Here is a 22,029-nt window from a genome sequence, read left to right as displayed (position 1 = left end):
CAGTCCAACATTCCACTTTAGGGAAGGCCAATGCCATTGTTGTTACAAATCACAATTTTTCTAGCTGCCGCATTAATTTTTGTTCCGCTCGGAAAAAAAATTGGTATTGCGACAGTCTTAGGTTATTTGTTTACAGGAATATTACTTGGTCCAAGTGCATTGAATGTGACCAATGATGCCGAAACATTAATGAAATTAGCTGAGTACGGCGTGATTTTTTTGATGTTCTTAATAGGCCTAGAATTACGCCCTCAGCGCTTGTGGAATATGCGTCACTCTATATTTGTGATTGGAAGTGCTCAAGTCTTGATCACAGGTATAATTCTTGTCGCAACCATTTGGCTGTTCTTCCAACAGCATCTTGCTGCTAGTGTCGTAATTGGTCTTGCCCTTGCTTTATCATCTACAGCATTTGTCATGCAATTACTTGCAGAAAAGCAGCAGCTGAATACCGCACATGGTCAGCAATCTTTCTCTATTTTACTGTTTCAAGATATTGCCGCTATTCCTTTACTCGCCCTGATTCCCCTACTCGCGGGAAATCAGTCTACACATCATGGTATTGCTTATTTTGCCGCTGTTGTTGCAACGTTTACTGGCTTATTTTTATTTAGTCGCTATGTGATGCGACCATTTTTTAGATTCATTGTACAGAGTGGAGCAACGGAACTCATTACGGCTGCTGGACTCTTCATTGTTTTAGCGGTTGTTCTGTTTATGGATATGCTCGGATTAAGCACCACGCTCGGTGCTTTTCTGACAGGTGTATTACTCGCGGATTCTGAGTTTCGCCATGAACTGGAATCGAGCATTCAACCCTTCAAAGGGTTATTACTCGGTTTATTCTTTATGAGCGTAGGCATGATGACACCGATTGATCTCCTCGTAGATCAGCCGCTATTCATTTTTGGTGGGGCATTCGTGCTGATCATCATAAAAATATTAAGCATGGTTGCAATCGCGCGATATTTTAAATTTCAATGCAAAACCAGTGTATTGATTGCCATTTGTCTTGCTCAAGGAGGAGAATTTGCTTATGTGATCTTAGCTGTTGCGAATACCGAAGGTTTAATTACTCAAGCAGTGTTATCCCCTACGATTCTGATCATTGCAATTTCGATGGCACTCACCCCTGTCATTTTCTGGCTTGCACAACGATGGCTCATTCCATATCTTGATCGAAAGACTGATAGCGCTGAAGATGTCCCATTACCAGACACTCATTCAACATTAATAATTGCAGGTTTTGGACGCGTCGGACAAATAGTGGCGCGCGTTGCTTATCTCAATCATGTCAGCTTTACAGCCATTGATAATAATTTAGAAAAAATTGATTTTGTGAGAAAGTACGGTGGTAAAGTTTATTATGGAGACGCCTCCTCCCCTGATTTATTGAGATCTGCAGGCATCGAGCATGCTAAGGCATTTGTACTTGCTGTAGACGATGTGGAAATGTCGATGAATATTGCTCGCCATTTACGTTTGAATTATCCAACGCTCAAACTCATCGTCCGTGCCCGTGATCGACATCATATGCATTTACTTAAAGACTTAGGCATTGAGCATATTTGGCGTGAAACTTTTCTATCTTCACTCGGTATGGCATTTCGCACCTTAACCGCGTTAGGTTTAAGTCAAGAACATGCTCAACATAGTATTGAAATATTTAGAGACTATGATGAGCGTCTATTAGCTGAGCAACAACGCATCTATACGGATGATCAAAAAGTCTTTGAAAGCTATCGAAATTTCTTAGCGGAACTCGAACAAATTTTTGAAAATGATGCTCAACAACATCAACCACTTTCAGAAAGTTTAGATGAAACCATTGATTCTGAAGTAAGTTCTATAGAACGACGCGCTAAGCACTCGCAAAACCAAATTAATGTTTGTCGAGATGAAGAATTTTAACTTGTGATTTACAATATCGTCACCATCTAGACAGGGATTTGGAGAATTTTATGTCTGATTTACGTCAACGTTTTTTTATTGATAACAGCCCTGTTCGTGGTGAAGTCGTACATCTTGAAGATGCGCTTAAAACAATTTTAGCGCAACGCGCCTATGCACCTGCGATTCAAATTTTATTGGGCGAAATGCTCAGTGCGACTGCATTGTTGGCCAGCACACTTAAAATTAAGGGACGTATTAGCCTCCAAATTCAAGCTTCTGGCACCTTAAAATGGGCTATGGCTGAATGTAATCACCTCGGTGAAGTACGCGGATTAGCTGAATATGAAGCTGATCCACGTTTTGAAGAAGCATCAGACAGCAGCATCGTTCTGAAAACTTTGGTCAGTCCAGTTTTATTTATTAATATTGAACCTGAATTTGGCGAACGCTATCAGGGTATCGTGCCTTTAGATCAGCCGAATTTAGCTAAATGCCTCATGCAGTATTATGATTTATCTGCCCAAATCCCAACCAAGATCGTTTTAGCTAGTACTGCTCAACGCGCTGGTGGTCTTTTGATTCAATTATTACCGCGTAACAATGATGAAGAGCAGCAAAAGGTTGATGAAGATATCTGGCCTCGTCTAACCATGCTCACTGAAACTTTAAAAACAGATGAACTTACTGAGCTGGATGCGCAAGAAATTTTGTATCGCTTATATAATGAAGAAGAAGTCAGACTACCTGAAGCTGAACAACTTCAATTTGGCTGTACATGTTCTAAAGAGCGTTGCTCTACAGCATTAATTCAGGTGGGTGCTGAATCTGTGCGTGAAATTTTAGAACAACAGAACCCTATTACCATGGACTGTCAATTCTGTAACACTCAATACAGATTTACTGCTGAAGAAGCTCTTGGTCTATTCGGCGAGCACCTCAGTTAATCCTAAACAGTTCTCTTCGAAAATCAGCAAGTTTTACTTGCTGATTTTTTTTGTTGTAAGAAATTGAAACAATTATTCACCATCTGAACATATTGTAGTCTTCGAAAGTCTGCTCATAATGATTAAAAGTTAATCAACGGTTATTTTTGCTTAATGGCAAATAATTATTATGAGGAACTCGGACTAGATCGCGATGCGAGTCCTGAGGAAATAAAAAAATCATATCGAAAACTGGCTCGGAAATACCATCCCGATATCAGTCAAGCACCTGATGCCGAAAAAAAAATGCAGGCGATTAATACGGCTTATGACACATTAAGTGATCCTTTAAAAAAACAAGAGTACGATCAACAACTCGATCAGTTGAATAGTCAGTCTCCTTTCTCGGATAGTGAAAACCATACAAATCATGAATTTTCTGGCTTTGAAGATTTGTTTGGGCGTTTTGGAACAGGTTTTGGTGGAGGTTATGCACAGCGCTCACACCAATATAAATCCCAGCCGATTCGTGGTGAAGATCAACATGCCAGTATAGAAGTGCCCTTACAAGTCGCTTTTGAAGGTGTCACTCAATCCATCCAATTGCGTATACCCACTTTTAATGCATATGGACAACCTGAAGTTCAGCGAAAAACCCTTGAAATTAGAATCCCGAAAGGGATGAAAAACGGTCAACAAATTCGACTCAAAGGTCAAGGACAAGCTGGTTTATCGGGCGGTGAAAATGGAGATCTTTATATACAGATCCATTATCAAACCACTGACAGCATATATGTCGATCAGGCAGACATTTACTATCACATTAACATTAGTCCTTGGGAAGCTGCTTTAGGCCAAGACATCGAGCTAAAAACCCCCTCTGGAAAGATCAAAGTCAGCATTCCTCAACATACAATTTATGGCAAACAACTCCGTATTAAAGAAAAAGGGATTCCCTCTTCCCCCCCGGGACACCTTTATCTAATCCTGAATATTGTTTATCCAAGAGCAGAATCCCCGCAGCAAAAACAGGCATATGAGCAATTTGCTCAAGCATTTACACATTTCAACCCTCGTGATGAAGGAGGTGAATCATGACAACGATTCAGTACCGAGAAGTGTACAAAAATGGATATTTAGAGGCTGAAATCATTGATGACCAATGTATTTTTGATTTAAAGCATTTTGCCCAAGCATGCGGACAAAGTCCTGAATGGGTTTTGCAATTACTTGAATATGAAATTCTACCAGCTCGTTCTGAGCAAAAAATCCATCAATTTTTTGGTGAAGAACTTACTCGAGCACGGAGAGCTTATCGCTTGCAACGGGATTTTGAAGCAAGTCTCCCTGCCGTCGCCATGATGATGGATCTGATAGATGAAGTACAACAATTGCGCAAGCAAGTGAAATACTTCAAATAAAGCAAGCCCACATAAATGCATGTACTGTTACATGCATTTATTTTTTATTGATTAGAATGAAAGGATTAAACCATCAATGAAAGTTAAAGAATGCAATAAAAAGCTGAAAAACCTTTTCCCTGAGTTCCGTGAACTTATTCAGCCTTTAAGAGAAGAAAACCCTCACTTCGCTAAAATTTTCGAGGAACATGAAACGCTAGATCATGAAATTACGCATTTGGAACTAAATCCAGTTAATGTAATTAATGATGATATTGAGTTTCTAAAGCGAAAAAAACTTAAATTAAAAGATGAAATGTATCGTTTGCTCAAACAAGCGCAGATGAACCTTACCCAGTAATTTCAATTTAATATTATAAAATAACGGTGAATCTGGCACTTATCATTCTGACTTAAAGCATAAGTGCCTTATGTGACGTTGACTATTTTAATCGAGTCCAACGTCCCATTTCTCGGAGCGTACCTTTCAATGTTTTTTGAATCGGTTCATACTCCAAAAATGCAAACAAACCGAGTTGTTGCTGCTGGTTTTGTTGAGCCAACAATTCCATCACACTTTTTTCACCGCGCCCGACCATTTGTCTACGATAAAAATACCAAATTAACAAAAGTGTTGTCACACACATGGCTGTGAGCATATACCAAAAGCCATGCGGTGAGTTTAATCCTGGAATAAATTCAAAATTCATTCCGTAAATACCTGTAAGAAGAGTCAGTGGTGCAAATACAGCGGTGATAATTGCTAAAATTCTCATATTTTCATTGGTTTGATTGGCCACTGCTGAAAAGTGCAAATCGATAGCGGCTTGTACTGCATGGTTTAACCGAACACTGTGCTTTTGTATTCTTTCAATATGGCTAATTAAATCATCCATTCGGACGAGCATTAAATTTTGCTTCTCTGCCTTACGTTTAGCTTTAATATGATGATAATTTTCGACAACTTCATCTCTTAATTCTTGTAGGCATTCAACCTGTTCTTCACACAAATTTTCAACTTGTTGAAAAGCCGTGATCTCTTGCAGCAGTTGATTCCATCGATTAAATTTTTGATTTCCTTGTAATAGTTCTCTTTGCCAAAATTCCACACGTTTGGTTAGTGCCACACGTAAACCTAAATAGCCATCCACCATCATATTCAGTAATCTAAGCACAATATCTACAGGGCTCTGTGCTAATTTTCGTGGAATATTTTGTTGCTCTATAGGTCGTGTTTGAATCGCCTGCACTCTTTCAAGATATGTTTCAAATACACGATTACCTCGTTCATGCACTGTGATTAAAACATTTGATGTCATGACAAAACTTACCGGCGTTGTAACAATGTCCGCAGTTTGTTGTTCAGCTGAATGACCATTCTGAATTTGAATGTGGTCATCTGGGGTGATTAATTTTTTAAATATCAATAAATCATAATCATCCAATGCATCAAATACGCAAGGATGCTCAATGTTTTGAATATCTTTAAGATGAAATTCGTTCAACAGAATTCCAGTGTTCTCAAAAATATATCGTTGCCACGTCTCTGTATTTTGAATCAATTCGTGGCGTTCAAAACTCAACCATATAAATTCTGCATCAACATCAGTCGATAATTCTTCACTCAGATAAATATACCCGTCACCTTGATGATAATAATAATTAAACTTTTGCATTTTAGTTATTTTTAAATGAGAACATTTTGATCATGCCATAAAAAAAGCCTTGTGTAACACTCGTTTAAACGAAGCACCACACAAGGCTTAGAATTAGCTTAAATGATTAAGCTTGTTCAATGTCTTTCATTGTAAGTTTGATACGACCACGGTTATCAACATCCGCAACTTGTACCTTAACCTCTTGACCTTCAGTAAGAACGTCTGTCACATTCGCAATACGCTCGTTCGAGATTTGTGAAATGTGAAGCAAGCCATCAGTACCAGGAAGGATATTGACGAACGCACCGAATTCAACGATACGAATGACTTTACCTGTGTAAATTGTACCTGGTTCAATTTCTGCTGTAAGCGCTTGGATTTTCGCTACTGCAGCCATTGCCGCTGCTTTAGTTTCACCAAATACACGTACTGTACCGTTATCTTCGATATCGATCGCTGCTTTGGTTTCTTCAGTGATTTGACGAATAGTTGCGCCGCCTTTACCAATCACGTCACGGATCTTATCAGGATTGATGCTGATCACTTGGAATGTTGGTGCGTGCATTGAGATTTCAGGACGAGCACGTGAAATCACTTGATTCATCTCATTCAAGATATGCATACGACCTGCATACGCTTGATTCAATGCAACTTCCATGATCTCTTCAGTAATACCTTCGATCTTGATGTCCATTTGAAGTGCAGTAATACCGTTTGCAGAACCTGCTACTTTAAAGTCCATGTCGCCAAGGTGATCTTCGTCGCCTAGAATGTCTGAAAGAACTGCGAAACGTTCACCTTCTTTCACTAGACCCATTGCAATACCTGCAACTGGCGCTTTAAGTGGAACACCTGCATCCATAAGTGATAAAGAAGCACCACACACAGACGCCATTGAAGACGAACCATTCGATTCAGTGATGTCAGATACGATACGAATCACGTACGGGAAGCGATCAGCTGGTGGAAGAACTGCTTGAACACCACGACGTGCCAAACGACCATGACCAATTTCACGACGTTTAGGACCAGATTCACGACCAGTTTCACCTACAGAGTATGCAGGGAAGTTGTAGTGAAGCATGAAGTTATCAGTCTTCGTACCTGCAAGGGTATCCACCATTAATGCATCACGCGTGTTACCCAAAGTTGTTGTTACAAGTGCTTGAGTTTCACCACGTGTAAACAATGCAGAACCATGAGCGCGATCTAATACGCCCACTTGTACGTCGATTGCACGAACAGTTTTAGTATCACGACCATCAATACGTGGTTTACCAGACAAGATATTGTCACGAACTGTACGATATTTAAGGTCTTCAAATAATTCGTTAACTTCGTCAGCAATACCTGTTTCGTCATTTTCTGGAACGAATTGAGCAATCGCTTCAGCATGAAGTGCATCAAGTGCTGCATAACGGTCTTGCTTAACCGCAATCGTATACGCTTCAGAGATTTTCGCTTCAAAAGCTGCTTTCAATTGACTACGAAGGTCTTCGTTTTTCGCTGGAGCAACCCAGTCAGATTCCTTCGCGCCAGCAGCTGCAGCAAATTCTTTGATCGCTTGAATTGCAATTTGCATTTCGTCGTGACCGAACAATACAGCACCCAACATTTGGTCTTCTGAAAGTTCTTTCGCTTCAGATTCAACCATAAGAACAGCAGCTTCTGTACCTGCAACCACAAGGTCAAGGTCAGATTGAGCAAGTTGTTCATGACTTGGGTTAAGAACGTATTCACCGTTAATTAAACCAACGCGTGCAGCACCAATTGGACCACGGAATGGTGTACCTGCAATTGCGAGTGCAGCAGAGGTACCTAACATTGCAGCAATATCAGCTTCCATAGTTTTGTCAGATGATACAACTGTTGCAGTCACTTGGATTTCGTTGTAATAACCTTCTGGGAACAACGGACGAATTGGGCGGTCGATCAAACGTGAAATTAAAGTTTCAGCTTCAGATGCACGGCCTTCACGCTTACCATAACCACCTGGGATACGACCTGCAGCATATTGTTTTTCTTGGTAGTTAACAGTCAGTGGGAAAAAGTCTTGACCTGCTTTCGCAGTTGGTTGAGCAACAACAGCAACCAATACAGTCACACCACCCATGGTAATCACTACTGTATTTGCTTGACGCGCCACACGGCCTGTTTCAAGCACAACTTGGTGCTGACCGAATTGGAATTCTTTACGAATAATATTAAACATCGACATGTTCTATTTTTTCCTGATTTTATTCTAGTGGAGACCCCTAAGGTTTGGCATTCACAACACAGGTTTTAAATGACAAAGCTTAGAAGCCGACCTCACTAGAAACACTATTTTTAAACACAAAGAAGGAGCGAAACTATTCGCCCCTTCCCCATGATCTAGTCGAAACTAGATCGCCTTTAGTTTTCAGCAATACAGCATTCAACATGCAATAATCCGAAAATAAAGTTTAAATCGAATTAACGACGTAAACCTAAAGCAGCAATCAAATCGCTGTAACGAGTAGCATCTTTACCTTTAAGGTAGTCAAGAAGCTTACGACGTTGGTTAACCATACGGATAAGACCGCGACGGCTATGGTGGTCGTGTTTGTGCTCTTTGAAGTGACCTTGTAAGTCATTGATTTGAGCAGATAAAAGAGCTACTTGAACTTCTGGTGAACCAGTGTCGTTTTCAGCGCGAGCAAATTTAGCAATGATCTCTGCGCGATCTGCGTTTGTTAAAGCCATTCGATTTCTCCGAGATGCTTATTTAAAAGTATTTGATACAAATCAATGACGCTCTTCAAAGCGGAATTGACTGCCGTGCATCACTACAGCAGCGTGCTATTTTAAAGGAACCCCCCTCAAAAAGCAAAATTATCCGCTCAATAACTTCTGGCAGAAACAATCATCAATTCATGTCGTTAAAGATACTGACTTTTGTTTTTTGGCAGGGCAAACTTGCCTGTTATAAAAACAATGAAACATGGAATGAACGTGAAATTACTCTCTACAAATACGTGCATAGCACCAAAAGATTTAACTACGATCACTCGTCATAAAGACGAAGTTGCGCCAGAACTTGGGGGAATGACGCAACAGCAAATTGATAAAATTTGGCACAGTGTTGAAGCACTTTATCGTACTGGCAATCATCCAATGATCAGTATGTGTTTACGTCGCAAGGGTCAGATATTAATTAATCGCAGTATTGGTTACACAGAACTTGGTCCAAACTATCAAACAGACCCTTCTAAAGTTGCGACACCAGAAACACCGGTCTGTATGTTTTCTGCCTCTAAAATCGTTAATGCCATGTTAGTGCATTTGTTAGATCAACAAGGGAAAATTAACTTACTTGATCCAGTGAGTCGCTATATTCCAGAGTTTGGTGTTAACGGTAAACGACGCGCCACCATATTTCATTTGTTATCACACCGTGGCGGTATTCCTAAAATTGAAACTGAGGTCACTCCAGAGCTTTTATTTGATCGTCAAGGGATCCTGGAGCATCTTTATGCAGCAAAACCGATTGCACCCGTAGGCTCGCAACTCTCTTATCATGCTGTAACTGCTGGATATATTTTAGGAGAATTGGTTGAACGTGTAACAGGACAAGATATTCGTGATTACTTGCACGAACATATTGAAAAACCAATGAATTTACCTTTCTTCAACTATGGTTTAAAACCAGAACTACGTCATTTAGTTGCAAAAAATTATCCAACTGGGATTCACCCTGTCTTGGGGACTGACCTATATCTCAATCGTGTATTAGGCGGAGGACTGCAACTGGCAGTGGATGTCACCAATGATCCCCGTTTTATGGATACCGTCTGTCCAGCAGGAAATATTTACACCAGTGCTGAACAAGCCAATCGCTTTTTTGAAATGTTACTCAATGGTGGTCGTTATCAAGACCAGCAAATTATCAATTCAGAAACGGTTTTCAGAGCAACACTCCCTACATCCAATACAACAATAGACCGTAACCTTTTAGCACCTATGCGTTATGCACTTGGTCCGATGTTAGGCAGTAATCCAATCGGTGTATTTGGCCCAAATACTGGACAAGCTTTTGGTCATCTAGGTTTCTCGAATATTTTATGTTGGGCAGATCCTCAACGGGATATCAGTGTATCGTTCTTAAATACAGGGAAATCTGTGTTAGGCACACATTTAGCCGCTTTAGCAAAAGTGCTATATCAAATATCCAACCAATGCCCAAGTATTCCTAAGGAAAAAAGACGCGCGTTATTTGGAACTGATCAATCTGAAACTGAACGTGTTTAATATCAATGTAAAAAAGGCATCATTTAGATGCCTTTTTTTAAAGTTTTAATCTATTAGCTATTAATTAACCACTACAGATTGTCACAAATAAGAAAGTACGACAGTTACGTTGTGGTGCTGGAGTTGGTGTTGGCGTAGGAGTTGGCGTCACTACAGGTGGCTCAACAACAGGGGGTTGTGGTGCTGGAGTAGATGGAGCACCATTTAACGCAGCAATTAAATTCAAACGAGGTGTGCGAATTGAGTTACGATGATCCGTAACCAAAGCTCCCGTAGACGTCATACGTGCAACAATTTGATCCAATGATTCATTCGGGAAAGCATTATTCGCACGTAACACAGCAACAGCCCCAGCGACGTGAGGTGCAGCCATTGAAGTACCATCCATTGTATATCCGCCAGCGGTAATACGTGAACCAGGCGCCAATAAAGTTAAATTACGACTCGAGTTACTGAAACACGTTACTTTGTCGCTATAAGTTGCACTGTCAGAGCAATTTTTAAATCCAATTGAACCTACATTAGCATCATAAACCGCTCCTACACTGACCGCACCCGCAGTACATGCTGGATAGGATATACCACTCAGATGGCTATCATTACCAGATGCAACAACTGGTAATACCCCATAGCCTCTCAACTTCGAAAAAGAATCTGTAAGTACGGAACTAGTACAAGTTGAGGAATAACTACGTCCATTACCAATGCTTAAGTTTACAGATTTAATGTTTTTGCTTTGGGAGTGGTTCGCCACCCAATTCAAGGCAGCCACTAGATCATAATCGTATGCCGGCCCCCCATCTCTAGAGGTACTACCAGTGAAGACATCAAGCATGACAATTTTTGCACCTGGTGCAACTTTAGAAGCAATTGCTGCAACGTTAGTTCCATGTCCATTAACATCTAACTGATAGTCTTCTCGAGCAACCTCGACAGTTTCTAAAACTTTACAAGTCGATGATGGTACACCTGGCGCTGTACAATTACCAAAATCTGAATGTCGGTAATTAATACCTGTATCTAAGATAGCAATTGTTGTCCCCTCACCAGTATAGCCTTGCGCAGCCGCAGGTACTTGACCAATTAATGGTAGACTTTGAGATGCTGTCGTATAAGAAACATTATTTGGATAAACTGCTTTTACATTCGGGTCATTCAATAAGCTTACGAGCGTGTCACGCTTTTGAACGCGATGAAAGCTATATGGTAAAGCATTATAATCACGTAGTAATTGAATACCACCTAAACGTATAAACCGCGATTGAATCGATTGCTTCTTTTGAGCAAGATGTTCACGAAGTTGAGTGCGATTATTTTCTAAATGATTAGTGTCAACATGATATTCAACGATTAAATCATTTGAACTGTTGTTCAGTAATGCCGACAGATTAATACCACCTTTCGACACTTTTTGTTTTGCCTGATTGTTCAATTGAGCGTTAGCTGCTACAGGACTCATCTGAGCCATCGCAGTTCCGACCATCAAAACACTCAGACATGCGCTTAATGATAAAGTTTTAAACATAATTATTCTCCGTTGTTATGTTTTTAGTGCGCAGGGTAAAAAATTACACTTGATTGGCTGGATCAGTTTCTGGATCAATAGGCTTAATCGAAAAATCGCTCTTCGGATCTACTAAATCTGGAGAATCAGTAACAGGCATCTTCTCAGACTCATTTAAATCTTCGACTTGATCTTCGTTAGGCGATATTGGCGTTTGCTGTCCACTCTCAGGAGCAGATAGAGAATCAATCTGAGCGACTGAGGAAGTGTTTTGATCTGCAGGCTTAAAACATTTATACAACCCAAACAGAACAACACTCACCAAAATGATTAAAATTATGAATTTTTTCATGGTTTTTTTGTAAAGTGATATTTTTTACGCACTTTAATAGAATCGTTAAGTCAAAACAAGTATAAAGATGCCTAAAAATTAAGATTGAGATAAACGGTTAAAAAAGGCTTATGACAAGTCATAGGGCCTTTTTTGCGCTGTAGATTCTTATATTTTAGTTATGATTCTGTTATTTATATTTTTATTGTAAGTGCTGCACACACATTTATTATTAATACGGTCCTTGTTCTTAAGGTTTCATTTCCTTATATGACTATTTTGCCAGATTCATTATGCAACACAAGTCGCAGTTTTCTGATCTTTATGTAAGAAATTGCGTACATTATGTAATCAATTTAATCTTATATGTATATAAAAAAGCCCTGTAGTCTCTCCCAAAACTACAAGGCTTAGCGGCTGTAAGTTTCCTCTTTTATCACTTACATCATTGTAAGTTCGCAGTCTCTCGACTATAAATTATTGTAATTATGCGATATTGCTCAACTTTCCGTGTTGAACCTTTTATGCAAGCAATCATCGCAAAAAATTGTACGAAGCTCTATGCGCCAATTTCTCGAATCCTTGTAAGATATTTCCTACAAAGGTTTTCTATTTTCAACCAATCGTTAAATATTAGATATAAATAAAGTGTTTAATTTATTCAATAAACCTGTTTTTCTTATTGTTTTAATGTTTATTGCCTCAAATAAAGCATCAGTATCCACCAATAAACTGACTGCTTTTTTTGCCCTCGTAATCGCGGTATACAATAATTCTTGGCTCAATAGACGTGACGCAAACTCATCTAATACAACTGCAGTGTGTTTAAATTCAGAACCTTGCGACTTATGAATGCTCAGCGCATAACAGGTTTGCATTGACTTTGGTAAACGTGATGCTGGAAACCATTGGTCAAGACTTGGAAAATATACTTCATATTGATCAGCAAACTGGCGATGTCTGAGACATATCCCAATATCACCATTAGAAAGCCCGAGTTGATAATCGTTATATGTCATCATGACAGGGCGACCAATATACCAAAGGTCGTGTCGTGATATCCGCATGTGCTGAAATAGCTCCCTTTCAATTTCATCATTCAAACGATTCAATCCCAAATGTCCATGTCTCACTGCAGCTAAGATCCTATAATCATCAAATTTTTGAATAATTTCAGCCACATCCTGCTGCTGATATCCATTTCTGACATAAAGGTTGAGTGCTTTAAAGTAATCCGTAAACCCCGAGCTTAATTTAAGGTAATAGGCTTTTAAATCTTGATCTGAATATTCTTTATTCAAATACTCTAGTTGAACAAGATCCTCTTGAAGCTCAGCTAAATTAATCTGTTGGATTTCAGATGCTCTACAAATCTCCTTCTCAAATTTAGCCAATAGCTCAACTTTCGAGCTTTGTGGTGAGCATTGATGTGACTGGATGAACCTTGCCAAATCACCGATTTTTGCACCTGCTTTGAATCTTCGACTGGTCACTAAATTGACGTGATGGTCATTAAGCGCTTTTACTTGTTGTAAATCCGCCAATACCATCCCCACATCAACCGAGGCCAACTGCTGTGCATCCCCTAACAAGATCAAACGACATTGGTCTGGAATTGCTTCAAAAAGCATCGTCGCGAGATTGAGATCGAGCATTGAGGCTTCATCAATCACCACCACATCATAGGGTAATGGCTTTTTCAGACTGTATTTAGGTTGAGCGCTATGCCCTAAACCCAGAAGACGGTGAATCGTTAACGTATTTTGCTGCTTTAAGTGGGCAATATCCAAACCCATATTGAGCATTGCATCGTCATTTAATGAGTTTTGCAATGCTTCTTTCATTCGCTGTGCAGCTTTCCCTGTCGGTGCAGCCATTGCGATTCTTAACTGATGATTCGACTCATTTAATACGGCAATAATACGCGCTAGAGTATACGTTTTCCCTGTACCCGGACCACCTGTAATCATACTCAGCGCTTGCCTTGATACTATTTCTAAGGCTTGCTTTTGAAATGGATCGATTAATAATTTTTCATATTTTGTGCAATCTACAGGCACTATCGTTTGCTGCTTTAAACGATAAACTTGTTGAGCTAAACGCTGCTCTAATTGCCAATAGCGATATAAATACAAATAGTTCTGATCATAAACAAAAGGCGCGACCTGTTGTTCTGCAAGCTCTGCGCTCACGAGCAACTTACTCAGATCTTGGATAACCTCCCCTTTCAAATCAATACAACTATCGCCGACAGTAGATGCCATCAGAACTTGTTCAATGGTGTTAATGGATTGTTCATTTAAATCATCTGATGAAAGATACTGATTTAGGATATATTCAGCCCAAGTTGTTACCCATTGAGGAACATCAACTTTTTCATTCTGATTAATTTCCACACAGTTATCCTCATAGTTATCTACACATTTATCATCAATATTATCCACAAGATAAATTAATGATTAATAATAAATTCATTTAAATATTCATGCTATTTTGCTGTTTTTATCCTCAGCAAAATAGCCCAATATTGCATCTAATCTTAGAATAAATTCTGAACTAGGACGCCAATAATTAAATCCATATTGGTCAGTGCCATTCATCCCACGTAAATATAAATAACTGGCACCACCAAGATCTCGATCGATGTTGTAGTCATCAATATGAATACTTAAATAGCGATGTAATGCCACCAAATATAGGGCTGCTTGTAGCCAATAACTTGCATGCGTCATGCTCAGCTGAATAGCTTGAGCTGAATAGTCTTCCACATGATTTCCGAGATAATTACTCTTATAGTCGGCAATGTGATAGCGCTTCCCATCATAATAAACCAAGTCAATAGAACCATTGAGGTAACGTGCTGAATTTGCAGCATTGAATTCGGGCATATTAAGCCCAAACTCTAAAAATAATTGCTGAATACGCTGAATACCAAATATTCGGTCTGCTAAAGCCAAATAGAATGGAAATTCAGCCAAATGTGCTTCAGGTACTAATTGTTTGAGTCGAAATTCAGGTTGAATAGGTGTCTCTAAAACCTCTGCTAACCATTCAGCCATCATTTCTAACAGATGTTGCTCGGCATCATGATGTTGAGGAAAATCTGATTGAAATTTAGCGAATAATTGCTCCCATAAACCTGAATAGGCATTTTTAAAACGGCGGCGAATTTCTAATGTCCAATCTCGGCGATCTTGAAAATCGATATGTTCAAAAATTTCATGTAGGAAATTTCCAGCTAATGTTCCCATCGGAAAATGAGCACGAATCCAACTCAAAGGTTGTTGATGATCCAAATCCTCAAATTGATATGGAGTCATGAGCGTCACAGTATTGACCTCATCACTCGCATGATGTTCGATCATATCTTGAGCCGCCATACGATCTTTAATTTGTTGATGACTCAAATGTTGTGCGAGATAACTAAAACTGGTTTTGGCTCTAGGATAAAAATGAACTTGAGGATATTTCTGCGCAATCATTTGAACAGTATGATGTTCTTTTTTTGCGATTACTTTCTCAGGGCATTGCTCTAAACATGGCTCATCTAAACTGAAAGCATGCTGAAATTGGTTCGCACCATGACCACGCCAAAACGCCAAACCATAAATAGATTGCCCTTTTTGATCACTCATCATTGAATAAACGCGGTGTTGTGCTCGAGTTAAGGCCACATACCATAATCGTCGATGCTCTGCCAAAGCACGTTGGTCATGTTGCTCAACCTCTAATGGTTCCAATAATTCTTCACGCTTTAACGCCACGACACGTTGTGCGACGGACTTTCCAGTTCCATTATCCTGCACTTCACGAATTGAAAAGTTAAGTTCGCTTCGATCTGACAGTTTACGATCTGCGCCAAGCAAGAATACAATCTTAAACTCCAATCCTTTAGATTGGTGAATAGTTAAAAGGTGAACGCCCGCTTGATTACTCAACTGTCTTTCAATTTCCCACTCTCTTTCCATCGGATTTGAAAGCTGCCGCATATACCAATGATAAAGGGTGTGCATACCTCTTAACTCATCACTGTTTTGGCTCAACAACTCTGAAATGTGTCGTAGATTGACCACTTCGCGTTCATTGTCATAGCTGAATTGCTCAACCAAGTTTGTCCAAACTTTGAATTCTGTGAGGAAACTTTGCCATGCCGTTAAAAAGCCTTGACCCATCCACATTTCACGAATTTCTTCAAATTTCGTGATAAATAAACTTAATCCATCTGCTTGAATTTGAAGTTGCAAAAAGCGATGTAAATTAAAACCCATCAATCGTGTAAGTAAAGCTCTCTTTAATTTAGCTTCATCAAATGGATTCATGATGGCTGTCAAAATTGCACCAACATCTCGAGCAATTCCACTTTTGAAGACACTTTTTCGTGAAGGTCGATTTACAGGAATGCCTAACATCAATAAGTGATGATGAACTTTATCTAAATCAGGATTGTTACGAGACAAAACAGCGATATCATCTGCCTGAAGCTCAATACGTTGCCCCTGCTTTTCGAAATATAGCTGACTTTGGGCAGCCTGATTGAGCAAATCCCGTATCTTCCAAGCAACCTGCTCTAACTCGTGTTCCTTATCATTTACTTGAACCCAACGAAGCGGAGCATAATTTTCTAAACCGGATTGGATCAATAATGGATGCGATCGAGTACCTGCTGTAACAGGCGTATATTCAACTTGTTCACCAAAATCCATTTGTTGTTGAAACAATGCATCGACGACTTCGACCAATGGTTTCACTGAGCGATGATTATGCACAAGTTGGTAAAAACGCCCTGCTTTAGTTTCAACATCTTGATATGCTTTTAGGAACGTGAGCATGTCTCCACCGCGGAAACCGTAGATCGCTTGCTTACGGTCTCCCACCATAATCATACAACCCTGCTTCACACGACTTGGATGTCTCCAAATCTGCGCCAACATATCATCTTGATCTTGGTTGGTATCCTGAAACTCATCCACTAAAATAAGTGGGTAACGCGCGTGAACGTACTTTGCAAACTCCTGACCTTGCGCTCCCTGCAGTGCTTCGGCCAAAGTTCGAATTTGCTGTGAAAATGTGGTTTCGGATTTTTGCTGTAGCAATTCTGGCAGACGTTGTTTTACTTGCTGCGCTAAATAATATTGTAAATAACTCTCCAAATGCTCGAGTTGTTGGTTGAGCTTATCAAAGTGTTTAAAAAACTCAGCAAGTTCAACAATAATAGGATGTTGCTCAAATGCCGCCAAAACATCGACGGGACATTTATTGAGAACTTTTTTTCTCAATTCATTCAACTGACTAAGATGAGTGCTGAGATGCGACGCAAAAATGACTTCAATGCCTTGGGATTTAACTTGATCAAGGAATTCAGGCAACAACTGCGTGAGTGTAATTTTTAATTTATCTTGATCGCGCCACTTCTTTGCGACTACAGCATAATACTGCCCTTCAGGATCATAAAAGTCTATTAATGAATCTAGCGTTTCAAGCTCGATCTGTATGAAGCGCTCTGCATGAGTTCTGAAAGCGTCTACATCTATGGTCGGCGCTGGCACTGCTTTGAAATAAGCAGAGGAAAAATTCAAACTCGTTTCAATTAAATCGATATAAGCATCTTGTGACTTAATTTTTTTCTTAAGCAGCAAATAATCTACAGTTGATTGAGGCTGCTGTTGAATCCATGCCCGTAATTCATCATGAATTAACTGAACCGTATATTGTTTTGCATCATTGGTGATTTGCATTCGTTCAATTTTACCGCTCTCAAATGCAAATTCACGAAGAAGCTTTTGGCTAAAGCTATCCAAGGTACCAACAAAGAGTTCTTCAAGCTGATCTATCACCAATTTTAAACGTGCACATGCATGTGCAATCAAGCCAGAAAATTGATTTAAAATCACTTGATATAAAATATCTGATTCTAATTTTGCACGCGCCTGAACTTGATCTTGAGTTAGCTCACGACATGACTCTAAAAGTCCAAGTACCTCGATTAAACGTGCACGAATTCGACTTTTCAATTCAGCCGCTGCTTTGCGTGTAAATGTCGTCGCAATAATCTGCTTTGGTAAATATTCTTCTAATAAAATTCTGACCATGAGGCTGGAGAGCGTATACGTTTTTCCAGTCCCCGCAGAAGCCTCAATCCAATGCAATCCAGTGAAATGCATATCCACAATTGGCTGATACGAGACTGTAGGCTTTTGACTCATATTTCAGCCTCCGATTGATACATATATATCGGCTGATATAAGACATAAGCAAACTGATCACACGCTTGTTTTAATAGGTGCTCAGCATCTAAATCTTGCAAAATATACTGCCAATCTCGGTGCAAATGACTTTCTTCGCTGTCATTTAAACTATAATTCAGAAAGGCATCGCTTTTATTCCACTCATTTAATAGCTTATCGAAGTTATTTAACTGCTGATGACCCTTTTCATCAGTGACCCATTCTAATGCTTTTCCATCTACAGCAAGTTTCATCAGCAATGCTGCAGGTAAAACGAGAGGCTCTATCTGAGCTTGTTTATATGCCTGAATCCATTGGGAAAGCATATCCTGAGCTTGTTTCGTCGTCAGGCCAGTACACATAATGGTTTTATCGCTAAAGATTTGGATGCGCTGCATTTCAGTTGCAAGGTGATCTGGTAAGTCTCGATAACTTAACCAAAGTAAGTATTCTAACCACACATGTGCTCGTCGTCGTGCGCGTGCACTGGATGTTGAAACACTCACCCAACTCGTCTCATCCCCTTGAGGAACGGTCACTTGAAGCTGTATATCATCTATTGCTATGACGCGCTGAGTGATTTTGGTCGGCTCATCAACATAGCACTTTTGTCTTTTTAATAACTGTTGATGCTCTAACAGACTCATTTTCAAACTGACTTCTTGTAATTTGCCGACAGGAAGCTGGTCACTGAGTAATTCAGTCTGAAGCTTCGAAACATTTGGCTGCTGTTGTAAAAAGTCACGAATAGAGTATCGCGCCAATCCATCTAATAACAACGGCTCATTCACCTCAGGGAAATCCTGATCCTTTAAATTAGATACGCCTAAGGTTTTTAAATAAAGACGCGCAGGAAAACAGATATCTTTGATCCATTGTTCAGCATCCAAGACCATGATGTCCTGATTCAATTCAAGCGAGGTATTAATCCAAGCCGCTCTATGACCACGTTGATCCTGACGATTGAGGTTAGAAGCCACGGCATACCATTCATCGTCATAGCGCTGATGCTGTTGCTGAAAACCATCAGGATCAAAGGGTTGCAAAGGATGCACCGTATAGAGTGTGCTCAAATTTTGATGAACTTGAATGCCATCTATATCAATGAGAGTATTCGAGGAAGATTGATCTGATGTTTTTATGATCCACGCGAGATGTTGGAGCAATTCCTGAACACTACTTGATGGATCTCGCACTTCACCATCGGCTACATCAAAACCATTATAGAATAGCCAGAGATTATCTTTGGCCAATAACAAAGCGTCTAAAAAAGCACCTTGATCATCATCTAAACGTGATCGATCACCAATCATTGGCTTGAGTAAATCCATTAAATCAAAAGGTAAATGGCTCTCCCGATTTGGAAACTTCCCGCCATCTAAATTCATCATGACAATTAACTTATACGGTATTGGCCGAATCAAACCAATTTGACTAAATGTAATTTGTCCAGTTGGCAATGCATAATCAAGTTGCGATTCAAGGGTGCTTTGGATTTCAGTCAGAATATAGCTCAAAGGCAAACGTATGTTTTTAAGAATGGCTTGATCATGTTCTTCATAGAAATTTGCCAGCGTTAGCATTCTTATTTGCTTTTGAATAATCTCTTTAATCATCTCTAACGAGCTTACACCAGCGCTTTCAAACTCATTAACTTCTAAAATTAAACGATTGAGCCAAAATTCAACATGCTCTGACGTCTCTTGATCATTTTCGATTTCAATCGTCGTGAGCCAATCTCGACGCTCTACAAAGTGCTTATATATTTCAATGAGCGTGGCAATTAAGTGAAAATCACCCGAGTCCACTACATGAGAACTTAAGGTCTCCTGAAACATCGCATGAACTGGAACAGCCACACCCAGCGCCAAACGATCTAAGGCATACTTAAAACTGAACCGATAGTCTTGATCATACTCCGCCAATGTTTTTTGCAAATGTTGCTCATCCAAACCTCGTCGAAATCCCGCTTGTCTCAACAACGATAAGATGCGCTCAGCCCCGTTAATGTCTAAGCAATATCTCACCTGGGTCGCTGCTAAGTTCAACCAATCAGCAAAATCATCAATGGTAAATCGACTTTGTATCAGTTCAATTCGCCCTAACACTGAACGCCATGCCAATACTGTATCTAACTGCGTGATACCAGCTAGCTTTACTGGCAGATAAACACCTGTTGCAGTATTTTTTTGCGGAAACACACTCCGTATCAAAGGCTCAATTTGCTTCAGATCAGGCGCAAGAACTAAAATATCACTCGGACGGCGTGGTGCTTCTGCTGTTGACTGAGCAAGCCATCGGATCAATTGATCTTTTAAGACTTCAAGCTGTCGTACAGCGGAATGACAAACATGAATGTGGATTGAATCGTCTGCTGGATCTAATACATAACTTTGAGCTTGAGGTTCAACCAAATGTAAAATATCTGATTGCAATTGGCTCAGTAAATGCTGCGGTGCTTCATCCACAAAAGCATCTATCCATTGCCCCTCATCACCCGAGGAAAGGTTAGACAACAGAGAAAAGTGATCACGTGCCTGCTTTCCCATTCGTGTTAATAAGGGATGTCTGGACTCACGTGCCAGCCCATTAAAGCTCAGACTAAAATTCTCAAAAAACTGCTCAACTTCATTATCAGCTGGTTTTCTTTGATGCTTTTGCTGAAACTTTTCGATATATCGCTCTTTGAGCTTTAAGTCATATTGTTTTTTCCAATTCGGATCGACACTATCCGCCCAATATTCTTGTGAGGGATTGTAATGCAAAATCAACACATCAATGTACTGACCCAAACGGCGCAAAAACTGTAATTGACTTGGTGGTAAATCCAAGAGTGTAAAAACGATCAGTTGCTGTGGTAGTTTTTTGAGGGCTATTTTCTGTTGCTGTTCATCACGAAGTACACCCCAAAAATCATGATCAATACTTTGCATTTCAACAAAGTCTTCATGAAAAATGTTGAGCCATAACCAACGTTGCCAAGCCTCTAATTGTTGTGCCTGCGAAAATTTAAAACTGGAATCTTGATCGTTTAGATATTGTAATTGTTGTTCAATATTGAGTGCTTCATTACGCCCCCATACCTGAATCCAATTTTCAGGACAACGACAATCATATTCACATGCTCGGCGACAATCTGCTCGATAAATCATGTAATTGCTGAACAATTTTGACACTTGATCAGACACCCAATACAACATGCTCATTTTTTTTCGATATTGTTCATTTGACTGTTCAATACGTGCTGCGCTGTCATAGATACGTGTGATTAATGGGAATAAAGGATGTTCAACCTCAAGCTGATTATGCGCACGCTGTATAAAAGGTTTGAGTGCTTGGAAAATACGCCACTTCATAATCAGACGTGGAATATTCGCTTTACGTACTTTATCTTTGTCACTCAAAATTTGCTGGTAGGCATACCATTGAAAGCCACGAATACGTTGATGGAAAAATGTATTTGCACTGATGCCTTGGTGTTCAGATAACCGTTGGGTTAACCACTCTTGCATTGCCGCAGAAGGCACCACAAAATGTTGTTGCTGTAGGACTGCAAATGGGTTGTTCGTGGGACGCTTTTGAGTTGTGATGATGCCTTGTACCAAAACTTCAATGCGCTGACTTTGAATTACATGAATTCCCATAAGGTCCCTTTCACCATACAACGAACACGTTATGAAGTTGTGTGAACAAAATCATAAACATAAATTACTATACATCTTAATCTGACTATGTCACTTTTACTTTATGACTTTAATAAAACTTTCATCTCGCGCTATGTTCATCATGTGATGGATCGAGAACCATAGACTTTGATTAGGTGATAA

At 39.7% G+C, this 22,029-nt stretch carries 14 protein-coding genes; 6 read left to right on the top strand and 8 right to left on the bottom strand.

Annotation, left to right across the window (positions count from 1 at the left end):
- Positions 1–30 precede the first annotated feature (30 nt).
- The 5 genes from AC1M9B_RS08685 (at position 31) to AC1M9B_RS08665 (ending at position 4,577) form a co-directional block, all read left to right on the top strand.
- Positions 31–1,911: a monovalent cation:proton antiporter-2 (CPA2) family protein gene (locus AC1M9B_RS08685; RefSeq protein ID WP_481591452.1), complete on the top strand. Its 1,881-nt coding sequence runs from the start codon at positions 31–33 to the stop codon at positions 1,909–1,911.
- A gap of 50 nt (positions 1,912–1,961) precedes the next feature.
- A complete protein-coding gene (gene hslO, locus AC1M9B_RS08680; protein ID WP_092767221.1) occupies positions 1,962–2,837 on the top strand; it encodes an Hsp33 family molecular chaperone HslO in 876 nt (291 codons plus the stop codon).
- Positions 2,838–2,990: 153 nt separating this feature from the next.
- Positions 2,991–3,914 (top strand): DnaJ C-terminal domain-containing protein, encoded by a 924-nt coding sequence (locus tag AC1M9B_RS08675; protein ID WP_481593266.1) that lies wholly within the window; start codon positions 2,991–2,993, stop codon positions 3,912–3,914.
- Positions 3,911–4,237 (top strand): chaperone modulator CbpM, encoded by a 327-nt coding sequence (locus AC1M9B_RS08670; RefSeq protein ID WP_035264056.1) that lies wholly within the window; start codon positions 3,911–3,913, stop codon positions 4,235–4,237. Before AC1M9B_RS08675 ends, AC1M9B_RS08670 begins: the two co-directional genes overlap by 4 nt.
- Before the next feature lie 76 nt (positions 4,238–4,313).
- Entirely contained in the window at positions 4,314–4,577 is a 264-nt protein-coding gene (locus AC1M9B_RS08665) for an HP1242/YdcH family protein (protein ID WP_481586754.1), read from the top strand.
- 82 nt (positions 4,578–4,659) lie between these two features.
- On the opposite strand, the gene AC1M9B_RS08660 is transcribed toward AC1M9B_RS08665, so the two are convergent.
- From AC1M9B_RS08660 to rpsO, 3 genes are all read right to left on the bottom strand, one after another.
- Entirely contained in the window at positions 4,660–5,892 is a 1,233-nt protein-coding gene (locus AC1M9B_RS08660; RefSeq protein WP_481608952.1) for a magnesium transporter CorA family protein, read from the bottom strand.
- A gap of 106 nt (positions 5,893–5,998) precedes the next feature.
- A complete protein-coding gene (pnp, locus tag AC1M9B_RS08655) occupies positions 5,999–8,086 on the bottom strand; it encodes a polyribonucleotide nucleotidyltransferase (protein WP_481589200.1) in 2,088 nt (695 codons plus the stop codon).
- 242 nt (positions 8,087–8,328) lie between these two features.
- Complete coding sequence (rpsO, locus tag AC1M9B_RS08650) at positions 8,329–8,598, bottom strand: 30S ribosomal protein S15 (RefSeq protein ID WP_035264047.1); 270 nt, start codon at positions 8,596–8,598, stop codon at positions 8,329–8,331.
- A 249-nt stretch (positions 8,599–8,847) separates the two neighbouring features.
- Here rpsO and AC1M9B_RS08645 point away from each other — a divergent pair, with 249 nt between their 5' ends.
- Entirely contained in the window at positions 8,848–10,143 is a 1,296-nt protein-coding gene (locus AC1M9B_RS08645) for a serine hydrolase domain-containing protein (RefSeq protein WP_092767411.1), read from the top strand.
- Between the two features lie 64 nt (positions 10,144–10,207).
- Here the strand turns inward: AC1M9B_RS08645 and AC1M9B_RS08640 are convergent, their stop codons facing one another.
- The 5 genes from AC1M9B_RS08640 to AC1M9B_RS08620 all read right to left on the bottom strand — a co-directional run bounded on the left by AC1M9B_RS08640 (position 10,208) and on the right by AC1M9B_RS08620 (position 21,846).
- A complete protein-coding gene (locus tag AC1M9B_RS08640; protein WP_481608956.1) occupies positions 10,208–11,671 on the bottom strand; it encodes a S8 family peptidase in 1,464 nt (487 codons plus the stop codon).
- Positions 11,672–11,711: 40 nt separating this feature from the next.
- On the bottom strand, positions 11,712–11,999 hold the full coding sequence (locus tag AC1M9B_RS08635) for a hypothetical protein (RefSeq protein WP_035264045.1): 288 nt from the start codon (positions 11,997–11,999) through the stop codon (positions 11,712–11,714).
- Between the two features lie 605 nt (positions 12,000–12,604).
- Positions 12,605–14,374 (bottom strand): exodeoxyribonuclease V subunit alpha, encoded by a 1,770-nt coding sequence (gene recD / locus AC1M9B_RS08630; RefSeq protein WP_481591456.1) that lies wholly within the window; start codon positions 14,372–14,374, stop codon positions 12,605–12,607.
- An 87-nt stretch (positions 14,375–14,461) separates the two neighbouring features.
- Entirely contained in the window at positions 14,462–18,181 is a 3,720-nt protein-coding gene (locus AC1M9B_RS08625) for a UvrD-helicase domain-containing protein (protein WP_481608951.1), read from the bottom strand.
- Positions 18,178–21,846, bottom strand: a complete 3,669-nt coding sequence (locus AC1M9B_RS08620) for an exodeoxyribonuclease V subunit gamma (RefSeq protein WP_481608950.1) — start codon at positions 21,844–21,846, stop codon at positions 18,178–18,180. The genes AC1M9B_RS08625 and AC1M9B_RS08620 overlap by 4 nt, the downstream gene beginning before the upstream one ends.
- Positions 21,847–22,029: the final 183 nt, after the last annotated feature.

This window comes from Acinetobacter sp. ANC_7513 (genome assembly GCF_056779915.1).
This window is presented reverse-complemented; position numbering and strand designations above follow the sequence as displayed.

Coding starts and splice junctions, on each gene's coding strand:
- AC1M9B_RS08660 (WP_481608952.1), bottom strand. CDS start 5,892: ATGCAAAAGTTTAATTATTATTATCATCAAGGTGACGGGTATATTTAT.
- AC1M9B_RS08665 (WP_481586754.1), top strand. CDS start 4,314: ATGAAAGTTAAAGAATGCAATAAAAAGCTGAAAAACCTTTTCCCTGAG.
- rpsO (WP_035264047.1), bottom strand. CDS start 8,598: ATGGCTTTAACAAACGCAGATCGCGCAGAGATCATTGCTAAATTTGCT.
- AC1M9B_RS08685 (WP_481591452.1), top strand. CDS start 31: ATGCCATTGTTGTTACAAATCACAATTTTTCTAGCTGCCGCATTAATT.
- hslO (WP_092767221.1), top strand. CDS start 1,962: ATGTCTGATTTACGTCAACGTTTTTTTATTGATAACAGCCCTGTTCGT.
- AC1M9B_RS08670 (WP_035264056.1), top strand. CDS start 3,911: ATGACAACGATTCAGTACCGAGAAGTGTACAAAAATGGATATTTAGAG.
- AC1M9B_RS08620 (WP_481608950.1), bottom strand. CDS start 21,846: ATGGGAATTCATGTAATTCAAAGTCAGCGCATTGAAGTTTTGGTACAA.
- AC1M9B_RS08625 (WP_481608951.1), bottom strand. CDS start 18,181: ATGAGTCAAAAGCCTACAGTCTCGTATCAGCCAATTGTGGATATGCAT.
- AC1M9B_RS08675 (WP_481593266.1), top strand. CDS start 2,991: ATGGCAAATAATTATTATGAGGAACTCGGACTAGATCGCGATGCGAGT.
- pnp (WP_481589200.1), bottom strand. CDS start 8,086: ATGTTTAATATTATTCGTAAAGAATTCCAATTCGGTCAGCACCAAGTT.
- AC1M9B_RS08635 (WP_035264045.1), bottom strand. CDS start 11,999: ATGAAAAAATTCATAATTTTAATCATTTTGGTGAGTGTTGTTCTGTTT.